Here is a 24,049-nt window from a genome sequence, read left to right on the forward strand (position 1 = left end):
GCGGTAAAGTCGCCCCGAAAGTCAGCGGCTATTTTTACGTCTATTGGTTTTGCTCCAATGGGCGGGAGTGCGGCTAATAAAAGACCCGTAAGGGGAATATGCCCGCCGTCTGATAGCGGTTTTGAGCTCCCGCCCGCCTGTCTCAAAAGCAGGTTCCGTCTCACTATCAGGAGCAAAACCATGTCTAAGAAAAACCGCGGTTCCCGCAAAAATTCCCATTTCCAAAATATTGAGCGCGCTCCTTACGAGCTGACTCACTTAATCCGACAACTGCCCTCTTCCCTTTCGAAGCTTTCGAAATCGAACGCCGATACTCGGAAAATTGCTGAAGCAGCGGCCAACCACGCCAGGAATGCAAGCGATACCGTCCTGTTCGGGCTTGAGGCAATTGGAAAGCTGATATTCATCGCTAATGCTAACGACGATCATGAGCTTGATCGAGGCAGCATGGCTGATCTCGGTGCTTTGATCACCCATCTCGCAGTCGAAGCTCAAGCCATGCAGCAGACGGATTCCGATCTGAGATTCGCTCTCTCTGAGCGCACTCTGAAAGTGGTCGGAGGAAAAGCATGAGCACGCTTAAGGAACTCGACCGCATCCGTACGCAGCTTGGACTTGCGCCAGCTGACGGATTGATCTACCTAGGCCTGGGATTTCGCCCGCCAAAGCTCAATGCCATCGCCATTGACCCCGCCAACCTGCCGACAGACCGTGAGTGCTACGCCGTAGCAGGTCTTGACGTTGTCCTAGTCTACCGAGGCGACTCCGTCCGGTACGGCCTACTTCGCAAACTTACCGCTTCCCTTTACCAAGCTCTCCCACGTCGACTGATGATCGTTGACTTGGATTACAGCCGCAGCGCCTTTCTAAAAACGGTGGGTACCTCATGGAAACTATAGACACTATGACTGGATTCAAACTAGGAATCGAGGCGGATGAATCAAAGGCTGCTCGGGTAATGCTGGAGCGAGCGGCGGCAGCCAGCCTGCGAACTGTGAACTTGCGCTGCGCGGCAGACATCACGGCAAAGCCGATCACTTGGCTATGGAAGAACTGGATACCTGCAGGCAAGCTCACGATCTTGGCTGGCAATGGTGGAACGGGCAAAACAACCTTGGCTCTCGGGCTAGCAGCCATTCTGACTGCATGGGGGAAATGGCCGGATGGCGCAGCATGCGCTGAAGCCGGAAACGTCCTAATTTGGTCTAGCGAAGACAACCCAGATGACACCTTGGTCCCTCGCCTGATTGCGTCAGGCGCCAACATGAAGCGATGCCACTTCATTGACGGCATTACAGAGAACGGCGAGCGACTCCCATTCGACCCGGCGCAGGACATTCCCGAACTGCATCGAGCTGTTGAGGGAATCGGTGGAGTTGCGCTCCTAATTGTTGACCCGATTGTCAGTGCTGTCTCTGGCGATATGCATAAGGCTAACGATGTGCGCCGCAGCCTGCAGGCGCTGGTCGACTTTGGCGAAGCGCATAAGTGTGCGGTTCTTGGCATCACCCACTTCAGCAAAGGCGGCGTCGGGAAATCGCCTATGGATCGCGTCATCGGATCACAGGCGTTCGGTGCGCTCGCCAGGATGGTTCTGGTTACAGCTAAAGAAGAAGACAGCACCAGGCGCGTGTTAGCAAGAGCCAAGTCGAATATCGCGCCAGACGATGGCGGCGTCTCCTACAACGTAGAGCTTACCGCCCTGCCCTCTGGCATCGAGGCGACTCATGTAATTTGGGAAGGACCAATTGAGGGGACCGCCCGAGAAATTCTTGGGGAAGTCGAGCACGACGAGCATGGCGACAGCGACACCCAAACAGACCTGGGAAACATGCTGATGGATACATTGACCCACCACGGCGGGAAAATGACCACAAAGCAACTAATGAGTGAAGTTCGCGACGCCGGCCACTCATGGGATGCAGCGAAGAGATTGAAAAAATCGCTGGGCATTGTTTCCGAAAAGGACGGCATGACTGGTCCTTGGGTTTGGCGGATCTATGGTGCTGATCCGCGAAGAGCGCACGAAGGGAGCGAAGAGCGCACAGAAAAAACGCTGCTCCCTTCGCTCTCTTCGGCGCACTCTTCGGCAAAGGTGCAGCTATGAAGGTCTGGGAGCTGATGGAGAAATGCGCGGAAGTAGGCATCTCTATTAGCGTCCACGGCGAGATCGTCTCCCTTGAAGGCGATCCCGCCGTGGTTGCGGAGTACGCGCCGCTTTTAAGGCCATACAAGGCCGAAATTATTGAAAGCGCAGACCTCACACCGGATGAATGGCTGGAATTGATACATGCGCTCGACTGTTTAATCGACCGCTACTGCTTAGGTCACCGCTTATCTGACTTCGGTCGGGAACGCATATTGGCGACGAGGCGACACCAGAGCCTGATTTCTATTCCAGAATCGTTTGAATGGTTTTGGCGAGAGCTGGAAAGTCTCCGCACAAATGCCGGCCAAGGATCAACAAGAGAGAATATTGACTATGAATGAAGTCCAATTTTTAAAGAACGCGATCTTTCAGCTAGAAAGACTAGCCGAGATCAGCGAGGCAAACACGGCGCGAGCGCAGTCAATGATTGCCGTCTTAAAGGATCGACTGACCCAGGCCGGCGAGGAGGCTTCGAATGGAAACTAAGCAGAAGCCGAATTACCTGCGCACTGCAGGACGCAAAGAGCGCAGCAAAGCTGGACGCCAGCGCGTGGCCGAAAGAAAAGCGACTGAAGCAGCGCCAATAGAAGTCGCGGCCATTGCTGCAAGCGAGCCGCGGCGCGCAGTTCCCAGCATTGGTCAACGCCTGCAGGCGCTGTGCAAGTCCGTGCTGCCAGGTCGGCGCGACATCGAGGATCTGCGCCGGCTTGAGCGAGCATGTGGCGAGGCTGGCGTAAGTCGGTCTGTAGCGCGAAAAATCGCGCAAATATATTTCCAGAAAGGATTTCTTAATGGAAACTAAACTGGCACACTCTAGCTTGTGCCAGTTCGATGGGATGTCGAACAGCGCCTTGCTTAGCCGGCCACGGGATGTGATCTGCGCGAATAGCAAACAAGTCTGTCAATTGACGGGCCGTTTACTCATTTGCGGAAGGATTGCGTTATGACCGGGACCACTCCCACCATGCAGCACGCTGAGAGCACTCAGCCGCACGCTGCCGCATCCAAACCCCAAACGATTCGTGAATTTGAAGTCGCCATGCGTGCGCTGGGATACAGCCGCGCCGAAGCGAAAGCAATCGCGAGTGCTGGCTTCAAAGGCTTCAAGCCTGACGACGCTGTGAGTGACCAGTTCGATGAGTTGGCGGACGCCCTTCGTAGTCTCACCCAATCATTCAAGAGGTAATGAACATGGACCAAACCACTATGCAAGTCGCTGAAGTCATCCAGGAAATCAACGCTGCTTTCGGCGAGTTCAAGGCCAAGCAAGACGACCGCATGACCAATATCGAAAAGGCGGTCGATAGCCTGGCTGTGGGCGCAACTGCGCAGCAGATGAACGGCAGCGGCGGCAATGAAGCAGTGGCGCCGCAAGTCGGCCCTAAGGCGCTGCGCACGTATGGCGACTTCAAGGCTCACTTTGCCAGCAAGGGCGACTCGCGCGACCAAGTCAGCATGACCGACTTCCTGCGCGGGGTGGCCGGCATGGGCGCAACCGATGCCGTAAAAGCCGCACTGTCGATCGGCACCAACACCTCGGGCGGCTATAGCGTTCCAGTGCAAACCATGCCGCAGATCCTCAGCGCGCTGACGCCGGTATCGAGCCTGCTGCGTGCTGGTGCCGGCATCGTGCCGATGGACGAGGGCGCCAAGTCGGTGACTACCGTTGCCGTCAACACCATCCCGACCGCAGCATGGCGCCTAGAAGCCGGCAACGTGGCGCAAAGCGATCCGGCATTCCGCGGCATCGTGGCATCGCCCAAGAGCCTGGCGTTCTACTTCAAGATCAGCCGCGAGCTGCTGGCTGATGGTCAAGGCATCGAGGCGGCCCTGCAGACCGCCATTGCGCAGTCTTTCGCCAAGGCGCTGGACTATGCCGGCCTGCGTGGCTCTGGCGTCAATCCTGAGCCGCTGGGCCTGCTGGGAACTGCCGGCGTGAGTGCGATTGCCACCGGCGGCGCCAATGGTGCGGCGCTGGCCGGCTATAGCAGCTTCATGGCCGCAACTGAAGCAATGCTGAATGCGAATGCCTCGATGCCGACCGCTGCCATCATGGCGCCGCGCTCGCTGGTGAAGCTGGCCGGCCTGGTCGATAGCACCGGCCAGCCGCTGCGCAAGCCTGAGATCTTGGCGAACGTCTCGCAGATCGCTACTTCGCAGATCCCGACCAATCTGACGGTCGGCACATCGAACGATTGCAGCGAGATCTACCTGGGCGACTTCTCGAAGATGTATTTCCTGATGCGCGAGAACCTCAGCGTTCAGCTGCTGCGTGAAGCCTTCTCCACTACCGGCGAAATTGGCTTCATGTGCCACGTTCGCGCTGATGTGGTTGTCACCCAGCCGTCTGCCTTTGCAGTCGTTACCGGCGTCCGCGCCTAACAGCGTTGCGGCGTAGCGGTCTTTATCGGCCGCTACGCCGCATTGCCCTCTATGGGCATAGAACGTCCTTCTAAACACATTCAAGGAAAAGTTATGTCTGGACAGTCAGTTGGTAGCGTAGTGGATTCCATCATCGGTTTTGTGGGAACTGGCGGCAATCCGCTTGGTGCCATGATTGGCGGGTAGATCAGGCCGACAATCGGCAGCGGCTTCATGCCCGAGGTTGCCGGCGAAGGTCGAGATATCGGCGCACACGACAAGGCACGTTATAACATTGCCATCACATCACACTGCGATCTCGATGAGGAGCCTAACTTTGTTGAAGAAATTCCATCCACACATTGATTGCGTCTCTGCATCGACAATCGACGCTATCCTGCCAGCGCCGGCTGCTATGCGCTTTTAGCGGCTCTGCTTAGCGCCCACAGTGTCTGGCAACTGCGCACCAAAACCGGCAGGCCTTCCAACTTTAGTCACGTATCACTCTTATTCTCGAGATCATGGATTATCCCCATTACCGTAATCTCCATGTCATTCAACTCTTTTGCTTCATCTTTGTTGTGAAACAATCTGGAATACAAGGTAGTGCCAGATGAGGAAAGAAAACTAATCATTGTCATTGCTGTAGACCGGTCGATTACAACTTTGGCAATGCAAGTTGGGTTGACAAAAGCGTATCTCTCTACTCCGTTTGCAACGTCTTCTTTTTCTAGCGGAATGAACATTTATTCTCCTTAAAAACATCAATTTACTCTATTTCGCAACTGGCTACAGAAATTCGGCTTGGGTTTCACATAAAATCCGTTGCGTCTGAGTCGCTCGAAAACCCCCTATATTCGTAGCCGGCTGCAAAATCCTTTCCTTCTTTCATAAACAGGTGTCGGACTTCCTTACAGTTGGTACAAAATAAATATTGCTTAAAAGATCAAGCACTTGATTTAAAACAATAATTTCCTGGTGGCACATTACTTGCTGAAGTGAAACTACATACTAATTCAGGGAGTCAATTGTGCGTAAATTTTGGTCAGGTCTTGCTCTTGCTTCGGCATCCTTCCTCGTCGTAGCACCCGCCAGTGCGAGCCTAATCGGTGGCTCTGTTACTGGCTTTCTGGGTTTCGGTGGTGGTAGCACGAATTACTTCGATCCTATGAATGGCTTTGTGCCAGCAACTGGGTTCACGAACTCGTCATCACAACAAAACAGCGCAACTGTAACGATCACAGGTAACAAGGTTGAATTTGGTTTTGCTGACTCCCTCAATACGGATTCCGCAAATTTCAACGGTGGGACTCTTACAATTACTGACGTCTCAAGGAACGGCAGCATATTTGCGACGTACATTTTTAACAGCACAGAATTCGCCGGATTGACGCTGGTAGAAACAGCGGACAGTTTTCTGAATGGCGGTGCCTCAGCATCGCTGGTCGGCACGACTCTTACCGTTATTACTCCTACTTTTACTGGTAGCGGAACCTTCTCTGCTACCTATAGCCTGGCTGCGGCTACTAGTGGGGCTGCGGTTCCTGAGCCAGCATCTATCGCCCTGCTCGGGCTTGGTCTGCTTGGCGTCGCCGCATCGCGCCGCAAGTCGGCAAAAAACAAGAACTCCTAAGTTTTCTCCTTCTGCAAAAAGCCTGCCTCCCGCAGGCTTTTTTAATGAAACGCAGAAGTCCTATCTTTGCCTGCCCAACTTCACTAAGGCCATAAATGCGACAAGCAAAAAAATTTCTCCAGTCCCTTCTGTTAGCAATCAGCTTAGCTACAACAGGCAACAGTTCTGCCACCACCATTGATTTTGAAACAGATGGAGTAGAGTGGTGGGGATACATAACTGAACCTCTGAACGGTTATGTCTTCAACGCAACGATGGCAACTGTGGACCTTAGTTCTGAAGGATTTTGGGGTAGTGGCCCAGCGCACAGCGGAAAATTTGGTGCCATAGATAACTACAACGTGCCTGTGACTGTCCGTCTAGCTGATGGCGGGAAATTTGATTTTGACGGGCTTTGGTTCAGAAGTTGGTATTGGCAGAATCAAGGAATGTACAAAGCAATAGGCTACTCAGACGGTATTGAAGTCGGATCAATTACCATGGAAAAAACGACGGTTTGGTCCTACCTACCGGCCAATTTTCGTAATATTGATTCCCTTCTCCTTCTTAGCACCGACCTATATGGATCGCCGAATGCTACTGTCATAGACGACTTTATTGCGACAGCCGTTCCAGAGCCTGCCACTATTTCATTATTCGGCCTTGGTCTGCTCGGATTCGCTGCAGCCCATCGCAAGTCAGGGAAGAGCGGAAAAGCGTAAGCTCTCAAGCCCAGCCAAAAGCCCGTTATATGCGGGCTTTTTTGTTGAGAAGAAGTGCGCATTAGGCTATTGCAAGCGCTAGGGGGCTGAAAATGTTTGGCCGACTGAGCAGCCCTGACCGACCGTTCCCATAGATTTTTACATCCGCAAAATAAAGGTTTGGGCTACCCGGCAAATCTTGAATTTTGTGGACGAAAAAATTTACGGGAACGGTCGGTCAGGAGAAGATTGCCTGGCAAACTTTTCATCCCCCAGGGCCGCCTCGCTAACTTTCTATTTCACCGCCCCAAGAATTGGCCGTTCGGCATCAAAACACAGGTACTTCCAGCTACGAATGATCCATCTGGACACATAGTCATCCCACGGCCACCCGGAATAAAATTCCCATTGGGTGTCATTTGAGGGCCTTGGCTTGTTTGCGGAACAAACTGGCCGTTCGGCGCCAATTGGCAGCTCCCACCACCCCCAATGAAACTGCCATCTGGGCACATCACGCACGGCCCACGCGATACGAAGCTCCCATCTGGGCACATAACCTGTGCGGATGCCGTAGAAGCGGCGAAAAGAGCGGCAGCACACACCGAAAACACCCAGCCTCTAACCTTCATGACCGTTTTCCTTTTAAGTTGTTTTCAACAGTTTTATACGGTAGCGAGCGAGAGTGTCAAACTTTGACGCTCTTAAAGGTGCTTGCCAGTCCTGACCCAATTGTCCGCGGCAGTGTGCAGATCGATGCCGAGATGGATCTGCAGGCTGTCATGGCTGATCCAATGAAAGCGCCGCTGCTCGACGATGAAAACGAGCCCTGGCAGGTATTCAAGCGTCAGGGAATCACCTGGCAGCGGGACGGCGCCCGAATCGAAGCGGGGCAGTTCCTTGATGCCTTGTTTGCCAATCGCTTCCAGAGCGCGCGGCGAGAATCGGTAAAACACATCGGGCTTCATGGCGTTCTCTCAGTCGAAAGTGAATCAATCATAAGCTACTCACAATATCTGTCTTGTGGGTAGCTTTGTAGGTAATTTGTCTCAACAATAAAAAAAGCCCTTGAAATCAAGGGCTTATGTGTCTTTCTGGCGGAGAGAGGGGGATTCGAACCCCCGATAGGCTATGAACCTATACACGCTTTCCAGGCGTGCGACTTAAACCACTCATCCATCTCTCCTGCATCTGGCGGTAGCGCGGCATGGCCGGCGCTACCCGACGAAGGCGCAGATTATAGCAAAATTTCCCAGAAACACACGTCTTTTTGCACCGCTTGGAAATCATGGTTTGCGAGCCAGGGATTTCCATACCGCGACCAATCGCCACCACAAAAAAAACCGCCGTGCGGCAGGCATGGCGGCTCGGATGGCGCGCCTTCTTAAATAGCGTGCTTGAGCTGGTCGAGGATGGCCGGGTTCTCCAGGGTCGAGACGTCCTGGGTGATTTCCTCGCCCTTGGCCAGCACCCGCAGCAGGCGGCGCATGATCTTGCCGGAACGGGTCTTGGGCAGGTTGTCGCCGAAGCGCAGTTCCTTGGGCTTGGCGATTGGGCCGATTTCCTTGCCGACCCAGTCGCGCAGTTCCTTGGCGATCTGCCTGGCTTCGTCGCCCACCGGGCGCGGACGCTTCAGCACGACGAAGGCGCAGATCGATTCGCCGGTGGTTTCATCCGGCTTGCCGACCACGGCGGCTTCGGCCACCAGCGGATGCGCCACCAGCGCCGACTCGATTTCCATCGTGCCCATGCGGTGGCCGGAGACATTCAGCACATCGTCGATGCGGCCGGTGATGGTGAAGTAGCCGTTGTCCTTGTTGCGGATCGCGCCGTCGCCGGCCAGGTAGGTCTTGCCGCCCAGTTCCTCCGGGAAGTAGCTCTTCCTGAAGCGCGCCGGATCGTTCCAGATGGTGCGGATCATCGAAGGCCATGGACGCTTCACCACCAGGATGCCGCCCTGCCCGTTCGGAAGATCCTGCCCGGTCTCGTCGACGATGGCCGTCATGATGCCCGGCAGCGGCAGCGTGCAGGAGCCCGGCACCATCGGCGTTGCGCCCGGCAGCGGCGTGATCATGTGGCCGCCGGTCTCGGTCTGCCAGAAGGTGTCGACGATCGGGCACTTCTCATGGCCGACGTTCTTGTAGTACCACATCCAGGCTTCCGGATTGATCGGCTCGCCCACCGAGCCCAACAGGCGCAGGGAAGACAGGTCGTAGCGGTCCGGATGCACCGCCGGATCGGCGTCCGCCGCCTTGATCAGCGAGCGGATCGCGGTCGGCGCGGTGTAGAAGATCGATACCTTGTGGCGCGCGATCATGTCCCAGAAACGGCCTGCGTTCGGGAAGGTCGGCACGCCTTCGAAGATGATCTCGGTCGCGCCCACGGCCAGCGGGCCATAGGCGATATAGCTGTGCCCCGTCACCCAGCCGATGTCGGCGGTGCACCAGAACACGTCCTGCGGCTTGATGTCGAAGGTCCACTTCATCGTCAGCGCGGCCCACAGCAGGTAGCCGGCCGAGGAATGCTGCACGCCCTTGGGCGTGCCGGTGGAACCGGAAGTGTAGAGGATGAACAGCGGATGCTCGCTCTCCACCCACTCCGGCTCGCAGCTGTCCTGCTGCTGCGCCACCAGTTCATGCATCCACAGGTCGCGCCCTTCGGTCCAGCCGATCTTGCCCTTGGTGCGCTGATAGACGACCACATTGCGCACCGCTTCGCAGCCGCCCAGCGCAAACGCATCGTCGACGATGGCCTTGAGCGGCAGCTGCTTGCCGCCGCGCACCTGCTCGTCGGCGGTGATCACCGCGACAGCGCCGGCGTCGATGATGCGCTCCTGCAGCGACTTGGCGGAAAAGCCGCCGAACACCACCGAGTGCGTCGCGCCGATGCGCGCGCAGGCCTGCATCGCCACCACGCCCTCGATCGACATCGGCATGTAGATCACGACCCGGTCGCCCTTCTTGATGCCCAGCGACTTCAGGCCATTGGCAAACTGGCAGACGCGGCCGTGCAGTTCACGGTAGGTCAGGCGGGTCACCTCGCCGCCGTCGGCCTCGAAGATGACCGCGGTCTTGTCGGCATTGCCGTTTTCCAGGTTGCGGTCGAGGCAGTTATAGGAAACGTTGAGCTTGCCGTCGCCAAACCATTTGTAGAAAGGCGCGTCCGACTCGTCCAGCACCTGGGTGAAGGGTTGCTGCCAGCTCAGGTTCTCGCGTGCCAGCCGGCCCCAGAATCCCTCATAGTCGCGCTCGGCTTCGTCGCACAGGGCGCGGTACGCGTCCATGCCGGAAATAGCGGCCTGGCCGGCCAGCGCGGCCGGCGGATTAAAGATGCGGCTTTCCTGCTTTAAAGCTTCCATGTCTGCCATGTTCGTCTCCTGCCTTAATTAAATGAAAAGTTGCTGCTCACGATAGACGCAAGGACTTACTCGTTCCTTACATTGTCTGATGCATAATGTCGGGCTTTTATCCCCGGGGCATAGCCGCAGACCGCACATGCTGTTGCAGTGTAGAATGCCGGCGGCACAGATGCGCCAATTTGATACAAGCCAAGATCACAATGACGATGTCCCAGAATTCCGAGAAACAGGTCACCAAACCCATAGGCCCGCTTGCCAGCTTCATCTTCATGAGCCGCTGGCTGCAGCTGCCGCTGTACCTCGGCCTGATCCTCGCGCAGTGCGTCTATGTCTACCATTTCTGGGTAGAGCTGTCCGACCTGATCGGCGCGGTGCTGGGCAATCCCGACTCGCTGGCGCATATCCTCGACGCCGTCACCGTGGAAGGCGCGACGCGGCCTTCCAAGCTCACCGAAACCACCATCATGCTGGTGGTGCTTGGACTGATCGACGTGGTCATGATTTCCAATCTCCTTATCATGGTGATCGTTGGCGGTTACGAGACCTTCGTCTCGCGCATGAATCTTGAGCAACATCCGGACCAGCCCGAATGGCTGTCCCACGTTAATGCCACCGTGCTGAAGGTCAAGCTCGGCACGGCCATCATCGGTATCTCGTCCATTCACTTGTTGAAGACCTTCATCAACGCCAGGGCCTATGACGAGAAGACCCTGCTTGCACAGACCGGCATCCACCTGGTGTTCCTGATCTCGGCGCTGGCGATTGCCTACAGCGACCGCATCATGTCAATGACAGCCAATGCCGACCGCGACACTCACTGACCTTAAAGACGCTCACATGACTACCATCATCAAGCAAGAAGACCTGATCGAATCCGTAGCGGCTGCGCTGCAATACATCAGCTACTACCATCCGGTCGATTACATCCAGCACCTGGCGCGCGCCTACGAGTCCGAGCAGAGCCCGGCCGCCAAGGACGCGATCGCCCAGATCCTGACCAATTCAAAGATGTGCGCCGAAGGCAAGCGCCCGATCTGCCAGGACACCGGCATCGTCAACGTGTTCCTGAAGATCGGCATGGACGTGCGCTTCGAGGGCTTTTCCGGCTCGATCCATGACGCCGTCAACGAAGGCGTGCGCCGCGGCTACAACAACCCGGACAACATGCTGCGGGCTTCCATCGTGGCCGACCCGCAGTTCGAGCGCAAGAACACCAAGGACAACACCCCGGCCGTGATCCACATGGAAGTGGTGCCCGGCGACAAGCTCGACGTGCAGGTGGCAGCCAAGGGCGGCGGCTCGGAAAACAAGACCAAGTTCGTGATGCTCAACCCGTCCGACTCTCTGGTGGACTGGGTGCTGAAAACCGTGCCGACCATGGGCGCCGGCTGGTGCCCGCCGGGCATGCTGGGCATCGGCATCGGCGGCAGCGCCGAGAAGGCGATGCTGATGGCCAAGGAGTCGCTGATGGAAGACATCAACATGTACGAGCTCTTAAAGCGCGGCCCGCAGAACAAGACCGAGGAGCTGCGCATCGAGCTGTTCCAGAAGGTCAATGCGCTGGGCATCGGCGCGCAGGGCCTGGGCGGCCTGACCACGGTGCTGGACGTGAAGATCAACATGTACCCGACCCATGCGGCATCCAAGCCGGTGGCGATGATCCCGAACTGCGCCGCAACCCGCCATGCGCATTTCGTGCTCGACGGTTCCGGCCCCAGCTACATCGAGCCGCCGGCGCTGTCCGAATGGCCGGAAGTGCATTGGACGCCCGACACCGAGAAGTCCAAGCGCATCGACCTCAACACGCTGACCAAGGAGGAAGTCGCTTCCTGGAAGCCGGGCCAGACGCTGCTGTTGAACGGCAAGATGCTGACCGGCCGCGATGCCGCCCACAAGCGCATCCAGGACATGCTGGCCAAGGGCGAGAAGCTGCCGGTGGACTTCACCAACCGCGTGATCTACTACGTCGGCCCGGTCGATGCGGTGCGCGACGAGGCGGTCGGACCGGCAGGCCCGACCACCGCCACCCGGATGGACAAGTTCACCGACATGATGCTGGAGCAGACCGGCCTGATCTCGATGGTCGGCAAGGCCGAGCGCGGCCCGGTGGCGATCGAGTCGATCAAGAAGCACAAGTCGGCTTACCTGATGGCAGTTGGCGGCGCGGCTTACCTGGTCTCCAAGGCGATCAAGGACGCCAAGGTCATCGGCTTCGAAGACCTCGGCATGGAAGCCATCTATGAGTTCGACGTGCGCGACATGCCGGTCACGGTGGCGGTCGATTCCAATGGCGTCTCGGTGCATAACACCGGCCCCAAGGAATGGCAGGAGCGCATTGCGAAAGACAGCAGCATCAGCCGCATTCCGGTATCGGTTGGCTGATACTGCCGTGACGATTGCGTCCCAAATGCCCACCGCGGTCCATGCCCCGGCGGGCATTTTCGATTCCGGGCTGGGCGGCCTGTCGGTGCTGCGCCATGTGCGCCGCCTGCTGCCGCACGAGGCGCTGGTCTACGCCGCCGATTCCGCCTTCGCGCCCTATGGCGGCAAGGACGAGGCTGCGGTTTTGGCGCGCACGGTGGCCATGGCCGACTTCCTGGCGGCCCAGGGCGTCAAGGCGCTCGTCATTGCCTGCAATACCGCCACGGCGGGCGCCATCGTCGAGATACGAAAACGCTATCCGGCGCTGCCGGTGGTTGGCGTGGAGCCGGGCCTCAAGCCTGCCGCGCTGCAGACAAGAAGCGGCACGGTCGGCGTGCTTGCCACCGAGCGCACCCTGGCCAGCCAGCGCTTCCTCGCGCTGGAAGCGCAGATCGCAGAAGCCAGCGGCGTGCGCTTCATCGGCCAGCCCTGCCCCGGCCTTGCCGACCAGGTGGAAAAGGGAGAGCTGCGCTCGCCCGCTACCATGGCGCTGGTAAGACGTTTTGTCGAACCGCTGATCGCCGCCGGCGCCGACACCCTGGTGCTGGGCTGCACCCACTATCCTTTCCTTGCCGCCCAGATCGAATCGGCTGCCAGGCAATCCGGCGCAGCCAGCCTTGCCGTCATCGACACCGGCGAGGCCGTGGCCCAGCAGCTGGCAAGGCTGCTGGCAGAGCATGGCCTGCTGCGCCCGCCGTCGGAAACGCCAGCGCCCATTGCCGCATGGACCACCGGCAGCGCCAGCAGCCTGGGCACGGCGATGCGCAGATTGCTGCATTTGACGGTCGCGGCGAAAAGAATTGCAGAAAGGCCGGATTAGATTTGCATGAGGGGGCTGTTGTTTGTATAATTGCCGCCTGTCTCGCAAGCAACAGCCGAGAGAACAGCATCAGTGGTGGCCGTAGCTCAGTTGGTAGAGTCCAGGATTGTGATTCCTGTCGTCGTGGGTTCGAGTCCCATCGGCCACCCCAAGAAATTCAAGCGAATAGCCCGGTTCACAGCCGGGCTTTTTGTTTTGGCGGCGGCAAGCCAAGGCGCTGCCGATCCTGCCCGCCGTCGGCGGCATTCCCGTCAAAGGCGTCAAGCCTGTCTACCTGTCCAGCCGATTGATATGCTCGCGCGCCGTATCCAGCAACTGGGTTTCCGCCGAGTCCTGCGATCCGGCCTCGATCACGCTCATTTCGCTGCGAAACACGTCGCCATCTTTTTCACGGACATAAGCGCCGTACCACTTTCCATCACGCTCTTCCGCGCTTGCCGTTAACTTGTAGCCCTTGTAGTCGGTGGTCTGGGTCATGATGCGCTCCTTCCATGCAAAACAACGATGCATGCGATTTTGACCGGTTTTGTGGCGCGCCATTCCCACCCATGGCATCTATTGCGCCGTTCCCGTCCCTAAAACATCGAAAAATTTATTATGGGCAATTTATTAGTGGCACAATAGCTTTGTTAAAACGCAGAGCGCGCCTGCCTGCCTTCCATCACTATTTACCTCATGAAAAACATCATCACCTGCTCAGTCATGCTTGCCGGCTACATTGCTGCGGCCGTGCTCTTCCTCTGCGGCGCGCTGCTGTACCTGCCGGTTGGCATGGTCGCGGCCTGCGTGGAAGTAGCGCGAGACCGCAAGGCGCGTTCCGCGGCGCTGGAAGTCAAGCCGCTCCTGCCCGAACTGGGCAAGGAATAAGAAGAGCGGCAAGCGGCGGGCCGGTCCTGATCTTCAGGCCGGCTGCAGGGAGTTTTCCGGCTGCAGCTGGAAATAGCGCTGCACCATGAATGCCTCGGCCTGCACCGCGGGCACCGGCCGCGAAATGAAATAGCCTTGCACCTCGTTGCAGCCCAGGGTTTGCAGTATCTTCAACTGCTCCAGGGTTTCCACGCCTTCCGCGACGACCTGCATGTCCAGGATATGGGCCATCGACACAATGGTCATGAAGAATGCCTCGCCCTGCTTGCCGCCATCCAGCGCCTGGGTGAAGGCGCGGTCCACCTTCAGCACGTCCAGATCGAGCCGCTGCAATTGCGACAGCGACGAATAACCGGTCCCGAAGTCGTCCACCGAAATCCGCACGCCCAGCGCCTTGACGGCGGCAATGTCTGCGGCGACCCGGTCGCTGTCCTGCATCATGCAGGATTCGGTGATCTCGATCTCCAGCAGCGAGGCACGAATCCGATGCCGGGCGATCGCCTCTGCAATCACTTCCTTCAGGCTGGACTGGGCGAACTGCGCCGGCGAGACATTCACCGACACCGGCACCACCCTCAACCCCCGCGCCTGCCATGCCGCCATCTGGGCGCAGGCCTGCTCGATGACCAGCCTGCCAATGTTGATGATGAGGCCGGTCTGCTCGGCCAGCGGGATGAATTCCAGCGGCGGCACCATGCCCCGCTCGGGATGCGCCCAGCGCACCAGCGCTTCCATGCTGAGCAATTCGCCGTTGGCGGCATTGACCCGGGGCTGGTAGTACAGCAGGAACTGCCGGTCCTCGATGGCGCGCCGCAATGCCGATTCATTGCTGACGCGACGCACGATCTCTTCAGTCAGTTCAGGCGTGTAGAAGGCATAACGGGCCTTGCCTTCGTTCTTGGCGGCGTACATCGCGGTATCGGCATGCTTCAGCAGCGCTTCCGCGCTGCCGCCATCGTCCGGATAGAGGCTGATGCCCACCGACGCCCTCACCTTCGGCGCGAAACCGCCGCGCACCTGGAACGGCGCCTCCAGCACGTCCAGGATGCGGGCGGCGACACGCACTGCATCATCCCTGGCATCGACCCGCGACAGCAGCACGGTGAATTCATCGCCGCCCAGGCGCACCACGTGGTCGCCCGGCCTGAGCACCGATTGGATACGCTGCCCCGCCTGGCGCAGCACATCGTCGCCGGCGTCGTGGCCCATGGTGTTGTTGACGTCCTTGAAGTCGTCCAGGTCCAGATACAGCACCGCCAGCCTGGCATCCTGGCGGCGCGCATCGGCCAGCGCCGCCGGCAGGTAGCTGGTCAGCCAATGGCGGTTGTTCAACGCGGTCAGGGCATCGGTGTTGCCCAGTGTTTCCAGCGCCTGCTCGTGGGCCTTGGCCTCGCTGATGTCGCGCAGCGTGATGGCCACGCCGTCGCCGGAACGCACCAGGCGCCGGTGCATCCAGTTGATGCGGCCGTTGTGGACCTGCCTGAATTCGTCCTCGCGGAAACCGGCCTCCATGGCGGTGATGAAGATGGACATCACCTTCGCCAGCTGCCTGCCCTGGTATATCTGGGAAAAGCGCACGTCCAGCAGATCGCTTCTGCGATAACCCAGCATGCGCGCGCCCTGCTCATTGCAGTTTTCCAGCACGAAATCGGTGATGTTGCGCTGCTTGCCATACAGCGCGCGCGCCATGAAGAAGCCCTCGCGTGCGCCCTCGATCGCCAGCCGGTAAGTGTCGGCGATGGCAGCCGCCTGATGCTTGCGCCAGACCAGGCGGCCAGACAGCACGCTGCCCAGCGCTGCCGCCACCAGCAGCAGCAGGCTGGCGCCGCTGGCCATGTTGATGTAACTGCGCTTTTGCGCCATGAAGGGCAGATGGATGTCCTCTTCCGACAGCGCCACCACCGACACCAGCGGATAGTGCGCCAGGCTATCCCAGGCAACGATGCGCGGACGCTGGTCGATGAACTCCTGGCCGGCGACCACCCGGCTGCCCTGCGCGGCGGGAAATACCACCGGACGGCGCGCCAGTGTGCCCGGGTCGGCCAGGTTGCTGCCGGTCCTGGCGGCGATGAAGTCGCCCTGCTTCGATACCACCGCCATGACGTCGTTGGCGCCATGCGCTGCCTTGTCATAGAACGAGGCCAGGAAAGCGGGCGGCACGGCGACATACAGCAGGCCGTTGAAGCGCCCTGCGTCATCGGTCAGCGTGCGGCTGAAAATCACGGTTGGCCGACCGGTCATGCGACTGCTTTGCACGCTTTCGATGTGCAGCCCGGCTACCTGCCCGTCGCGGTGCGCCTGGAAGTAATGCCGGTCCACGATATCGACGCGGCGCTGCGCCGCCAGAAGACTGGTGAGCAGCCTGCCGTTCCGGTCATAGATGGCGATCGACAAATCGGGATGATCGGGGAAAAGGCCCTGCCCGGCCTGCTCCTCCAGCCGCATGGCGCCGCCGCTGCGTTTCCAGTGATAAGCCAGGTTGAGCGTGATCTGGTCGATCTGCTCGACCGAGCGCGACAGCTGCTCCGCATAGGACCTGGCCAGCGCCTGCGCATCGAGAAGGGCGGCGTCATGCATGCGCCTTTCCTCCGATGCCAGGTGCGACAGCGTCAGCACCCAGGCAAGGACCGCGGTGCCAATGCACAGCAGCGGCCACGCCAGCACATGACGCATGTTTCCCTTCAAGAACCGCAGTTGCGCCAGGGCGCTCCTGAGTTCGTCCGTTTCCTGATTGTTCACTGCCCGGGATCTCCAGCTATGCGTCCGATCGCGCGGCCTTTCCGGCCATCGTCTCTTTTTTTCTTTGAAGCAACACGCAGGATAACCGGAATTTTTGCCGATTCAAAGTGATAGCCGCGAAATGGCGCCGGAGCCGTTCCGCCATCCCTGGCCAGCTGCGGCGCGTTCCGAGACGCCAGGTCTGCGCGACCATGTCGCGGACACCTGCAGGAGAGACCTATTTCTGGTGGATGCCGATCGGATGAATGGCGTTGAAGGAACGCCCGGGAAGTGATTGCCGGCGCAGGCTGAGTCGCAGCCGGCTACCGTGTTTGACCGCTGGCCATTGGGCTGACCGGCGTGGTGGCGTCGGGAAGGTGCCTGTCAATGCGCCGTTGCGGCGCGGTTGGCGCGGGTGGCCAGCACATCAGTCTGCCGGGAGGCGGCAGGCTGAACCGGTGCGTGTCCGGCCCGACCGCCGCGGCCATGCATCAGGCGCTGGCGTCGTCCTGCCCTTCATCGACCTTGCGGGTCGCTTGCGGCGGATGATCGGTCACGCAGTGCGCCACATCCACCGCAGCCACGCAGGCCTCGAATGCATCGGCCTGAGCGGCGCTCGCATAGCTGTAAATTACTTCGTCAACCTGAACTTCCGTAGGCGAAATCCGCACTGTTGCCATTCTTGACCTCATCGATATGCACGAAGCGGCGATGCTAGCATGGGCCACGCGGGCGCCTTTTGCGCAATTCGTCAAAAACGCACGCGTTTCCGCTCAGGCCGCGAGCGCGGCGCGCTGGTAGTCCGGGCCCGAGATACGGAAGCGGTTCTTGCCGCTTTTCTTCGCCTCATACATCAGGCTGTCCGCCAGGTGCAGCATGTCTTCCAGGCTGTGCGCCTGGGGATGCGGCAGCATGCAGATGCCGATGCTGGCGCTCAGGCACAGGCTTGGGTCCTGTTCGATCCGTATGTCGGCAATGGCCGACAATGCCAGCCCGGCCAGCTGTTCGACCTGCGCCTGGTCCTTGATGTCCACCAGCAGCACGGCGAATTCGTCTCCGCCTATGCGCGCCACCCTGTCGCTGGCGCGAAAGCAGCGCGTCAGGCGGTTGACCGTGTCCACCAGCACCATGTCGCCGGCCGCATGGCCGCAGGCGTCGTTGACTGCCTTGAAACCGTCCAGGTCCAGCAGCATCAGCGCTCCCGAAGCGCGCGTCGAGCGTATGGCCCCGGCGCGCTCGTTAAGGATGTTCATGAAGCCATGCCGGTTCAGGGCACCGGTGACCGAATCCGTCATGGAGGCGAGTTCGAAACGCGCGGCCCGCCGCTCCAGGGTGCGCTTGGCCCGGGCCATGCGCGCATTCAGCGCCGAGGCATACAGCGGCACGATCAAAATCGACAGCACCAGGCCCAGCGCCAGGCTGGGCTGCCCCAGCCAGTAAGGAGAAAGCGTCACCGCCAGCGCGGCGGAAGCGGCGCCGACATACACCGACAGCCGGGTATAGCGACGGCCGAAGCGCAGGCCATTTCCCAGGGCGATGCTGACCGGCATCCAGATGAGAGGCGCGCTATAAGCGTCGCCGACGACAATGCCGGCGGCAAAGGTAAGCTGGTCGAGCAGGATGCTGGCGACGCGCCTGACCTTGCCAGGCAGCAGGCCGCGGGCAACCACCTGCACCCACAGTGCGGAGAAGCCGGCGTAGCAGCCGGTCAGGATCGTGATCTCGTCAAGGCCCGGGCCGGCCTGCCATAGCCGCGCAAGCGAAAAACCGCCAAGCACCAGTATCGCGGCTGCCAGGCGGAACCAGGCCTGCCCCATTTCCGTGGACAGGCGCACGCGCCGCAACGCCGTCTTCATGCCTACCTTCACCATCGATCCCCGCCTCTGCTCTGACCACCCTGTCGCTTCCGGAATGCCGAATTCATCCTGCCAAAGCATTAAGCCAAAATTCCGCGAACGTTGCCATTGCATAAAAAGGCTATGCCGGGACGTCTCAACGGGCAATACGGATTGGCACAAGGTTCATCACGATTGCGAAAGTGCAATAATACCCAAATTTATTGCGTAGAAACAATTTCCCGTGAAAAATCCATGTGCTTTTCCGGGACCGGCAAGGCGAAGCTTCAGCAAGGCCGCGCACTGCGGCGAACCGCCCTGGGCCGACCCGGAATTGCTTCAAGCCGCTCAGGGCACGAGCATGCGCACGCGATTCCCGAGACCGGCAAGTTTCTTGTTGAGCAGCTGGTAGACGTCGCGGTCGAAGGGCTGCTGGCCGCGCCGGGTGAGTATGGCCGGGTCATCCTGGATATGGACGGTGCCGAGATAGGCCCAGCCATCCACCACATGCAGGTTATCCCCTTCGCTGATGCCGACCGGCCCGGCATACGGCCAGGGCTGCAACCGCAAGCCGTCCAGCGCCTCGCGCACCCGGGCGTTGTGCTCTTCCACCGGTTCACGCCCGGCGCACACGCCCAGGCACTTCTTGACCTGGCTGGCGAAACAGGCCTTGCCGCCACGCGGCTTTTCCAGGCCCAGCGTCACGTGGCACAGCTTGTGGGCGTCGGCGATGGACTTCATCGCGTCGGTGGCCTTGCGCTTGCTGGTGTAGAGGCCATACAGCGCAGGGTCGTGGCCGAAGAACAGGTCGTTGGTGTTGGCCAGCGCCAGCCGCAGGCTGCCGTTGCGTTCGATCAGCCGCCAGGAGCAGATTTCCTCGTTGGCGCGCAGCTTCACGTTGTGGGCGGGCTTGAGCTTCTTGACCAGCGCCGCCTCGCGCAGCAGCGCGCCCAGCTCGCCGCTGGCATGCAGCCAGTCGATGCGCTCGACCTGCTGGCTGATCGCCAGTTCCTTGGGCAGCGCATGGTCGGTGCTGAAGTGCGACAGGATGCGCCGCCGCAGGTTGTTGGCCTTGCCGATATACAGCGGCAGGTCGTTCTCGCCATAGAACAGGTAGACGCCGTGGCTGGACGGCACGCTGTCCATCTGCAGCGCATCCAGCCGCGACGGCAGCGTCGGCCGCGTCAGGAGGCGCGACACCGCTTCCTCGATCGCTTCCGGCGCATGACTCTCCGGCAGCTTTTGCCAGAATTGCCAGATCAGCTGGGCGTCGCCGAGCGCGCGGTGGCGCTGCGTGACTTCCAGCCGGTGGCGTTCGACGATGGAGTCCAGGTTGTGACGGGCAAATCCGGGAAACAGCTTGCGCGACAGGCGCACCGTGCACAGCACCGGCGGCCGGAATTCATGGCCGGTGCGGCGGAATTCATTCTTCAGGAAACCGTGGTCGAAGCGGGCGTTGTGGGCGATGAAGATGCGGTCGGCCAGCCGGGCATGGATGTCGTCGGCCAGCTCGGCGAAGGTCGGCGCATCGGCCACCATCTGGTTGCTGATGCCGGTCAGCGACTGGATGAAGGGCGGGATCGGCATTTCCGGATTGACCAGGCTGCTCCACTGGCGCACCTGCCCGTCTTCATCGACTTCGATGATGCCGACCTCGGTGATGCGGTCGGTGGTGGCGGTGCCGCCAGTGGTTTCCAGATCGACAAATGCCAGGCGGGGGGAGACGGACTTGGGCAAGATGATGACGGCTCAACTGTATGAAAAAACAGTATGCGGGCGATAGTCGGCTTTCGCAAGCCTGCTTCGTTGGGATTCAGCGACGATGGCGCGAAAAAAAGTCCCACATCATGCGGCTTGCATCCGGCCCGGCGCAGGCATTGTATTTCAGGCTGCAGTCGCCGCCGCTCCACGCATGGTCGAGCTGGGCGACGTCGCAGACCCGGAGCAGGACCTTGCGGCCGCGCCGGTAATCCTGGATCCGGTAGGCATGCGACTGGCGCCGGCCGGAGGCATGGCCCGGCTTCTCCACCGGCGGCTCGGCGCTGCCGGCATCGAGGCGATTGATCAGGCGGAACTGCGCTTCGAGCTGCTCCTGGTTGATGCGCCGCACGACACGGTCTTCCCTGCCCTGGATCAGGATGGCTGGCAGCGTCGGAAAGCCGGCCGCGCCCTGCAGAAGCGTGCGTATTGCCTGTTCGGCCAGATGGGAGGCGCCGAGCTGCATCACGCCGTAGGCGCCGGTCTTGCTGTGCCCTGCGCCGAACACCGGCCCGGAATGCAGGCCGACCGCGGCGATCTTGTCCGGATGGCGCAGCGCCAGGATATTGGCCATGCCGGCGCCGGCCGACAGCCCGGCGGCATAGATGCGGCCACGGTCAATTGGATAGGCCGCGCAGACCTTGTCGATGATGCCGGCGATCAGGCGCACGTCGTCGCCGCCATCCTGGGTGGCGCGCTCGTACCAGTGCCAGCAGCGGTTCGGATGGCCGCGCAGCGACTGCTGGGGATACGCCACCGCAAAGCCCTTCTGCTCGGCCAGCGCGTTCATTCGGGTGCCGCGCGCGAACTGCTCGGCCGACTGCTCGCAGCCATGCAGCATCACCACCAGCGGCAGCGGTCCGAGCGGCGCATTGGCCGGTATGTAGAGCCAGTAAGGCATGCGCCGCGCCGGCAGCTTGCCGCCGTCAGCCAGCGAGGAATAGTAGAAAGCCATCCATTTGCCGGGCAAACGTCCCCCGGCCGGGGCCGCAGCCTGGCGCGGGGACTTGGCCGGCGCCAGGCTGGTCACGGCCGCCTTCACCGGTTTGCGCCTGGCCTTGGCCGGCGGCTTGGGCAGCAGGCTCTTGAGCAGCTTGCGCTGCTGGCTGCGCTGCGCCCTGGCCGCCTGCTTGACGCCGGAGAGCCACAGGCGGGTGAGGCTTTTCAGCATGGCGTGCGGCCCGGTCAGTACGCCGGGCTGACCGACACATTGACCCGCAGGCTGGTGCCCGGGTCGCTCGGCATCACCGTGCTGTAGGTGCGGCCGTTGTAGACATAGGTGATGTCGTAGCCGGCATTGCGCTCGACCACGCGGTTGACGACATTGCAGCGCCGCACCTGGCGTTCGATCGGGCCGGGCGGCAACTGGCTGCCGTTCATGTTGCCGGCCACATTCTGGCCGACCAGCGCGCCGCCGACCGCGCCGATCGCGGTTGCCGCCGCGCGGCCGTTGCCGCCGCCGACCTGGTTGCCCAGCAAGCCGCCGGCGAGGCCGCCGATGATCGCGCCACCGATGTTCTGTCCCTGCGCAGCCTGCGGCGGCGGCGCGACCCGCTCCACATCCATGTGGCACTCTTCCTGCGGCATGCTGACCTGCTCGATGCGCGGCGTGACCCGGGTGACGCGGGCATTGTCCTGGAACACCATCGGCGGAGGACCTGCCGGCGCCGGCTGCGCGACATAGGCCGGCGGCGGCGTGCGGTAGTCCTGGCTGTAGCGGTTGTCGTAGCGATAGTCCTGCGCATGGGCGCCGACGGCGATGCTGGAAAAGGCGCTGGCAAGCAGCAGCGCAACCAAGGAAATTCTCGGGATCATTTCTTGTTCCTGGAAGAGACAGTCGGGAAAACGGGACGTTGAATTGCTTGTGCGTAACGATATATCGTCGTTCGGCATCCATGAGCAGTTTTTACAAACGCACACAGTTTAACGCATGCATACACAGTGTCTGCGGCCATCAGACATGGCGGGCCTATCCGGCAACCGACAATTTTTCCGGAGGAACCAAACCTTACACCACCGCATAGCCGAACAACGGCTACCATGGCAGGATCTTTATTTTTCAACAGGAAGCCGACATGCCCGCAGACCTGACTACCGAACACCTCTGGATGCCTTTCACCGCCAACCGGCAGTTCAAGAACAAGCCGCGGATGCTGGTGTCGGCGTCCGGCATGCACTACACCAGCGACGACGGCCGCCAGATCCTCGACGGCACCGCCGGCCTCTGGTGCGTCAATGCCGGCCATGGCCATCCGAAGATCACCGAAGCGATCCGGCGCCAGGCCGGCGAAATGGATTTCGCACCGATGTTCCAGATGGGCCATCCGGGCGCCTTCGAATCGGCCAGCGCGCTGGCCGCGATCGCGCCGGAAGGCCTGAACCGGGTATTTTTCTGCAACGACGGCTCGGAAGCGGTGGACACCGCGCTGAAGATCGCCGTGGCCTGGCAGCGCATGCGCGGCGACTCGCTGCGCACCCGCCTGATCGGCCGTGAACGCGCCTACCACGGCGTGGGCTTTGGCGGCATTGCGGTCGGCGGCATCGCCGGCAACCGCAAGCATTTCGGCCCGACCTTGGCCGGCGTCGACCATCTGCGCCATCCGCTGGACATCGGCCGCAACGCCTTCAGCCGCGGCCTGCCCGACCATGGCGCCGAGATCGCCGACGAATTCGAGCAGCGCCTGCTGGCGCTGCACGACCCGTCCACGGTGGCCGCGCTGATCGTGGAACCGGTGCAGGGCTCTACCGGCGTCATTTTGCCGCCCAAGGGCTACCTGCAGAAGCTGCGCGCGATCTGCGACAAGCACGGCATCCTGCTGATCTTCGATGAAGTCATCACCGGCTTCGGCCGCCTGGGCGCGCCGTTCGCGGCCGACTATTTCGGCGTGGTGCCGGACATGATCACCTGCGCCAAGGGCCTGACCAATGCGGCCGTGCCGATGGGCGCGGTGATCGTGCGCCAGGACATCTACGACGACTTCATGCGCGCCGCGCCGGAAGACAGCATCGAGTTCTATCACGGCTATACCTACAGCGGCCATCCGCTGGCGTCGGCGGCCATGCTGGCCACCATGGATGTCTACCGCGACGAGCAGATCTTCGAGCGCGCCGCCGCGATGGCGCCCTGCTTCGAGGAAGCGGCGCACAGCCTGCGCGGCCTGCCCTGGGTCAAGGATATCCGCAACCTCGGCCTGATCTGCGGCATCGAACTGGAATCGGTGCCCGGCAAGCCCACCGCGCGCGCCTTCGACGTGTTCCTGAAATGCTTCTGGGACAAGGGCGTGCTGATCCGCACCACCGGCGACATCATTGCGCTGTCGCCGCCGCTGATCATCGACCGTGCCCAGATCGACCAGCTGTTCGGCGCGATCGCCGACGTGCTCAAGGCGCAGAGCGCAACACCGCAGCAGATGGCAACGCCGGCCTGAACGACGCAGGGCGGGCATTGCGCC

Annotated in this window: 24 protein-coding genes and 2 tRNA genes; 15 read left to right on the forward strand and 11 right to left on the reverse strand. The window is 60.6% G+C overall.

Going from position 1 to position 24,049, the window contains the following annotated elements:
* Positions 1-180: 180 nt before the first annotated feature.
* The 7 genes from ABC383_RS07855 to ABC383_RS07885 all read left to right on the forward strand — a co-directional run bounded on the left by ABC383_RS07855 (position 181) and on the right by ABC383_RS07885 (position 4,531).
* On the forward strand, positions 181-573 hold the full coding sequence (locus tag ABC383_RS07855; protein ID WP_413012903.1) for a hypothetical protein: 393 nt from the start codon (positions 181-183) through the stop codon (positions 571-573).
* Positions 570-899: a hypothetical protein gene (locus ABC383_RS07860; RefSeq protein ID WP_413012904.1), complete on the forward strand. Its 330-nt coding sequence runs from the start codon at positions 570-572 to the stop codon at positions 897-899. The genes ABC383_RS07855 and ABC383_RS07860 overlap by 4 nt, the downstream gene beginning before the upstream one ends.
* A gap of 5 nt (positions 900-904) precedes the next feature.
* Positions 905-2,107, forward strand: coding sequence for an AAA family ATPase (locus tag ABC383_RS07865; protein WP_413012906.1), 1,203 nt, complete (start codon positions 905-907; stop codon positions 2,105-2,107).
* Positions 2,104-2,490 carry a hypothetical protein gene (locus tag ABC383_RS07870; RefSeq protein WP_413012908.1) on the forward strand — a complete coding sequence of 129 codons (387 nt, stop codon included), beginning with the start codon at positions 2,104-2,106 and terminating at the stop codon, positions 2,488-2,490. Before ABC383_RS07865 ends, ABC383_RS07870 begins: the two co-directional genes overlap by 4 nt.
* A 134-nt stretch (positions 2,491-2,624) precedes the next feature.
* Positions 2,625-2,951 (forward strand): hypothetical protein, encoded by a 327-nt coding sequence (locus tag ABC383_RS07875; RefSeq protein WP_413012910.1) that lies wholly within the window; start codon positions 2,625-2,627, stop codon positions 2,949-2,951.
* A 141-nt stretch (positions 2,952-3,092) separates the two neighbouring features.
* Positions 3,093-3,335, forward strand: a complete 243-nt coding sequence (locus ABC383_RS07880) for a hypothetical protein (protein WP_413012912.1) — start codon at positions 3,093-3,095, stop codon at positions 3,333-3,335.
* A gap of 5 nt (positions 3,336-3,340) precedes the next feature.
* A complete protein-coding gene (locus ABC383_RS07885; RefSeq protein WP_413012914.1) occupies positions 3,341-4,531 on the forward strand; it encodes a phage major capsid protein in 1,191 nt (396 codons plus the stop codon).
* Positions 4,532-5,004: 473 nt separating this feature from the next.
* Here ABC383_RS07885 and ABC383_RS07890 read toward each other — a convergent pair whose 3' ends face one another.
* On the reverse strand, positions 5,005-5,256 hold the full coding sequence (locus ABC383_RS07890) for a hypothetical protein (protein ID WP_413012916.1): 252 nt from the start codon (positions 5,254-5,256) through the stop codon (positions 5,005-5,007).
* A gap of 284 nt (positions 5,257-5,540) precedes the next feature.
* Here ABC383_RS07890 and ABC383_RS07895 point away from each other — a divergent pair, with 284 nt between their 5' ends.
* Both ABC383_RS07895 and ABC383_RS07900 read left to right on the forward strand, forming a co-directional pair.
* On the forward strand, positions 5,541-6,143 hold the full coding sequence (locus ABC383_RS07895; RefSeq protein WP_413012918.1) for a PEP-CTERM sorting domain-containing protein: 603 nt from the start codon (positions 5,541-5,543) through the stop codon (positions 6,141-6,143).
* A gap of 95 nt (positions 6,144-6,238) precedes the next feature.
* Positions 6,239-6,844: a PEP-CTERM sorting domain-containing protein gene (locus tag ABC383_RS07900; protein ID WP_413012920.1), complete on the forward strand. Its 606-nt coding sequence runs from the start codon at positions 6,239-6,241 to the stop codon at positions 6,842-6,844.
* Between the two features lie 680 nt (positions 6,845-7,524).
* Here ABC383_RS07900 and ABC383_RS07905 read toward each other — a convergent pair.
* The 3 genes from ABC383_RS07905 to acs form a co-directional block, all read right to left on the reverse strand.
* The gene (locus ABC383_RS07905; protein WP_413012922.1) at positions 7,525-7,788 is read right to left on the reverse strand and encodes a hypothetical protein; all 264 of its coding nucleotides are present in this window, start codon (positions 7,786-7,788) and stop codon (positions 7,525-7,527) included.
* A 127-nt stretch (positions 7,789-7,915) separates the two neighbouring features.
* Positions 7,916-8,006 (reverse strand) — tRNA-Ser (locus ABC383_RS07910).
* 198 nt (positions 8,007-8,204) lie between these two features.
* The gene (acs, locus tag ABC383_RS07915; protein WP_413012924.1) at positions 8,205-10,187 is read right to left on the reverse strand and encodes an acetate--CoA ligase; all 1,983 of its coding nucleotides are present in this window, start codon (positions 10,185-10,187) and stop codon (positions 8,205-8,207) included.
* A 197-nt stretch (positions 10,188-10,384) separates the two neighbouring features.
* On the opposite strand from acs, the gene ABC383_RS07920 reads away from it, so the two are divergent.
* From ABC383_RS07920 to ABC383_RS07935, 4 genes are all read left to right on the forward strand, one after another.
* On the forward strand, positions 10,385-10,999 hold the full coding sequence (locus tag ABC383_RS07920) for a YqhA family protein (protein WP_413012926.1): 615 nt from the start codon (positions 10,385-10,387) through the stop codon (positions 10,997-10,999).
* A gap of 16 nt (positions 11,000-11,015) precedes the next feature.
* Complete coding sequence (locus ABC383_RS07925; RefSeq protein WP_413012928.1) at positions 11,016-12,560, forward strand: fumarate hydratase; 1,545 nt, start codon at positions 11,016-11,018, stop codon at positions 12,558-12,560.
* Positions 12,561-12,585: 25 nt separating this feature from the next.
* Complete coding sequence (murI, locus tag ABC383_RS07930) at positions 12,586-13,419, forward strand: glutamate racemase (protein ID WP_413012930.1); 834 nt, start codon at positions 12,586-12,588, stop codon at positions 13,417-13,419.
* A 75-nt stretch (positions 13,420-13,494) separates the two neighbouring features.
* Positions 13,495-13,570: transfer RNA gene (locus ABC383_RS07935), tRNA-His, on the forward strand.
* Positions 13,571-13,689: 119 nt separating this feature from the next.
* Here the strand turns inward: ABC383_RS07935 and ABC383_RS07940 are convergent.
* The gene (locus ABC383_RS07940; protein ID WP_413012932.1) at positions 13,690-13,896 is read right to left on the reverse strand and encodes a hypothetical protein; all 207 of its coding nucleotides are present in this window, start codon (positions 13,894-13,896) and stop codon (positions 13,690-13,692) included.
* A 198-nt stretch (positions 13,897-14,094) separates the two neighbouring features.
* Between ABC383_RS07940 and ABC383_RS07945 the strand changes: the two genes are divergently transcribed.
* Complete coding sequence (locus ABC383_RS07945; protein ID WP_413012933.1) at positions 14,095-14,286, forward strand: hypothetical protein; 192 nt, start codon at positions 14,095-14,097, stop codon at positions 14,284-14,286.
* Between the two features lie 33 nt (positions 14,287-14,319).
* Here the strand turns inward: ABC383_RS07945 and ABC383_RS07950 are convergent, their stop codons facing one another.
* The 6 genes from ABC383_RS07950 to ABC383_RS07975 all read right to left on the reverse strand — a co-directional run bounded on the left by ABC383_RS07950 (position 14,320) and on the right by ABC383_RS07975 (position 22,412).
* Positions 14,320-17,025 (reverse strand): bifunctional diguanylate cyclase/phosphodiesterase, encoded by a 2,706-nt coding sequence (locus tag ABC383_RS07950; RefSeq protein ID WP_413012935.1) that lies wholly within the window; start codon positions 17,023-17,025, stop codon positions 14,320-14,322.
* Between the two features lie 470 nt (positions 17,026-17,495).
* A complete protein-coding gene (locus tag ABC383_RS07955; protein ID WP_413012937.1) occupies positions 17,496-17,684 on the reverse strand; it encodes a hypothetical protein in 189 nt (62 codons plus the stop codon).
* A gap of 93 nt (positions 17,685-17,777) precedes the next feature.
* Positions 17,778-18,875 (reverse strand): GGDEF domain-containing protein, encoded by a 1,098-nt coding sequence (locus ABC383_RS07960; protein ID WP_413012939.1) that lies wholly within the window; start codon positions 18,873-18,875, stop codon positions 17,778-17,780.
* A 312-nt stretch (positions 18,876-19,187) separates the two neighbouring features.
* Positions 19,188-20,576, reverse strand: coding sequence for a 3'-5' exonuclease family protein (locus ABC383_RS07965; RefSeq protein ID WP_413012941.1), 1,389 nt, complete (start codon positions 20,574-20,576; stop codon positions 19,188-19,190).
* Between the two features lie 76 nt (positions 20,577-20,652).
* Positions 20,653-21,768 carry an extracellular catalytic domain type 1 short-chain-length polyhydroxyalkanoate depolymerase gene (locus tag ABC383_RS07970; protein ID WP_413012943.1) on the reverse strand — a complete coding sequence of 372 codons (1,116 nt, stop codon included), beginning with the start codon at positions 21,766-21,768 and terminating at the stop codon, positions 20,653-20,655.
* Between the two features lie 14 nt (positions 21,769-21,782).
* The gene (locus ABC383_RS07975) at positions 21,783-22,412 is read right to left on the reverse strand and encodes a glycine zipper 2TM domain-containing protein (RefSeq protein ID WP_413012945.1); all 630 of its coding nucleotides are present in this window, start codon (positions 22,410-22,412) and stop codon (positions 21,783-21,785) included.
* 260 nt (positions 22,413-22,672) lie between these two features.
* On the opposite strand from ABC383_RS07975, the gene aptA reads away from it, so the two are divergent.
* The gene (gene aptA, locus ABC383_RS07980; protein ID WP_413012947.1) at positions 22,673-24,025 is read left to right on the forward strand and encodes an omega-aminotransferase AptA; all 1,353 of its coding nucleotides are present in this window, start codon (positions 22,673-22,675) and stop codon (positions 24,023-24,025) included.
* Positions 24,026-24,049: the final 24 nt, after the last annotated feature.

The organism is Noviherbaspirillum phoenicis (assembly GCF_047237965.1).
GTDB lineage: Bacteria > Pseudomonadota > Gammaproteobacteria > Burkholderiales > Burkholderiaceae_D > Noviherbaspirillum_A.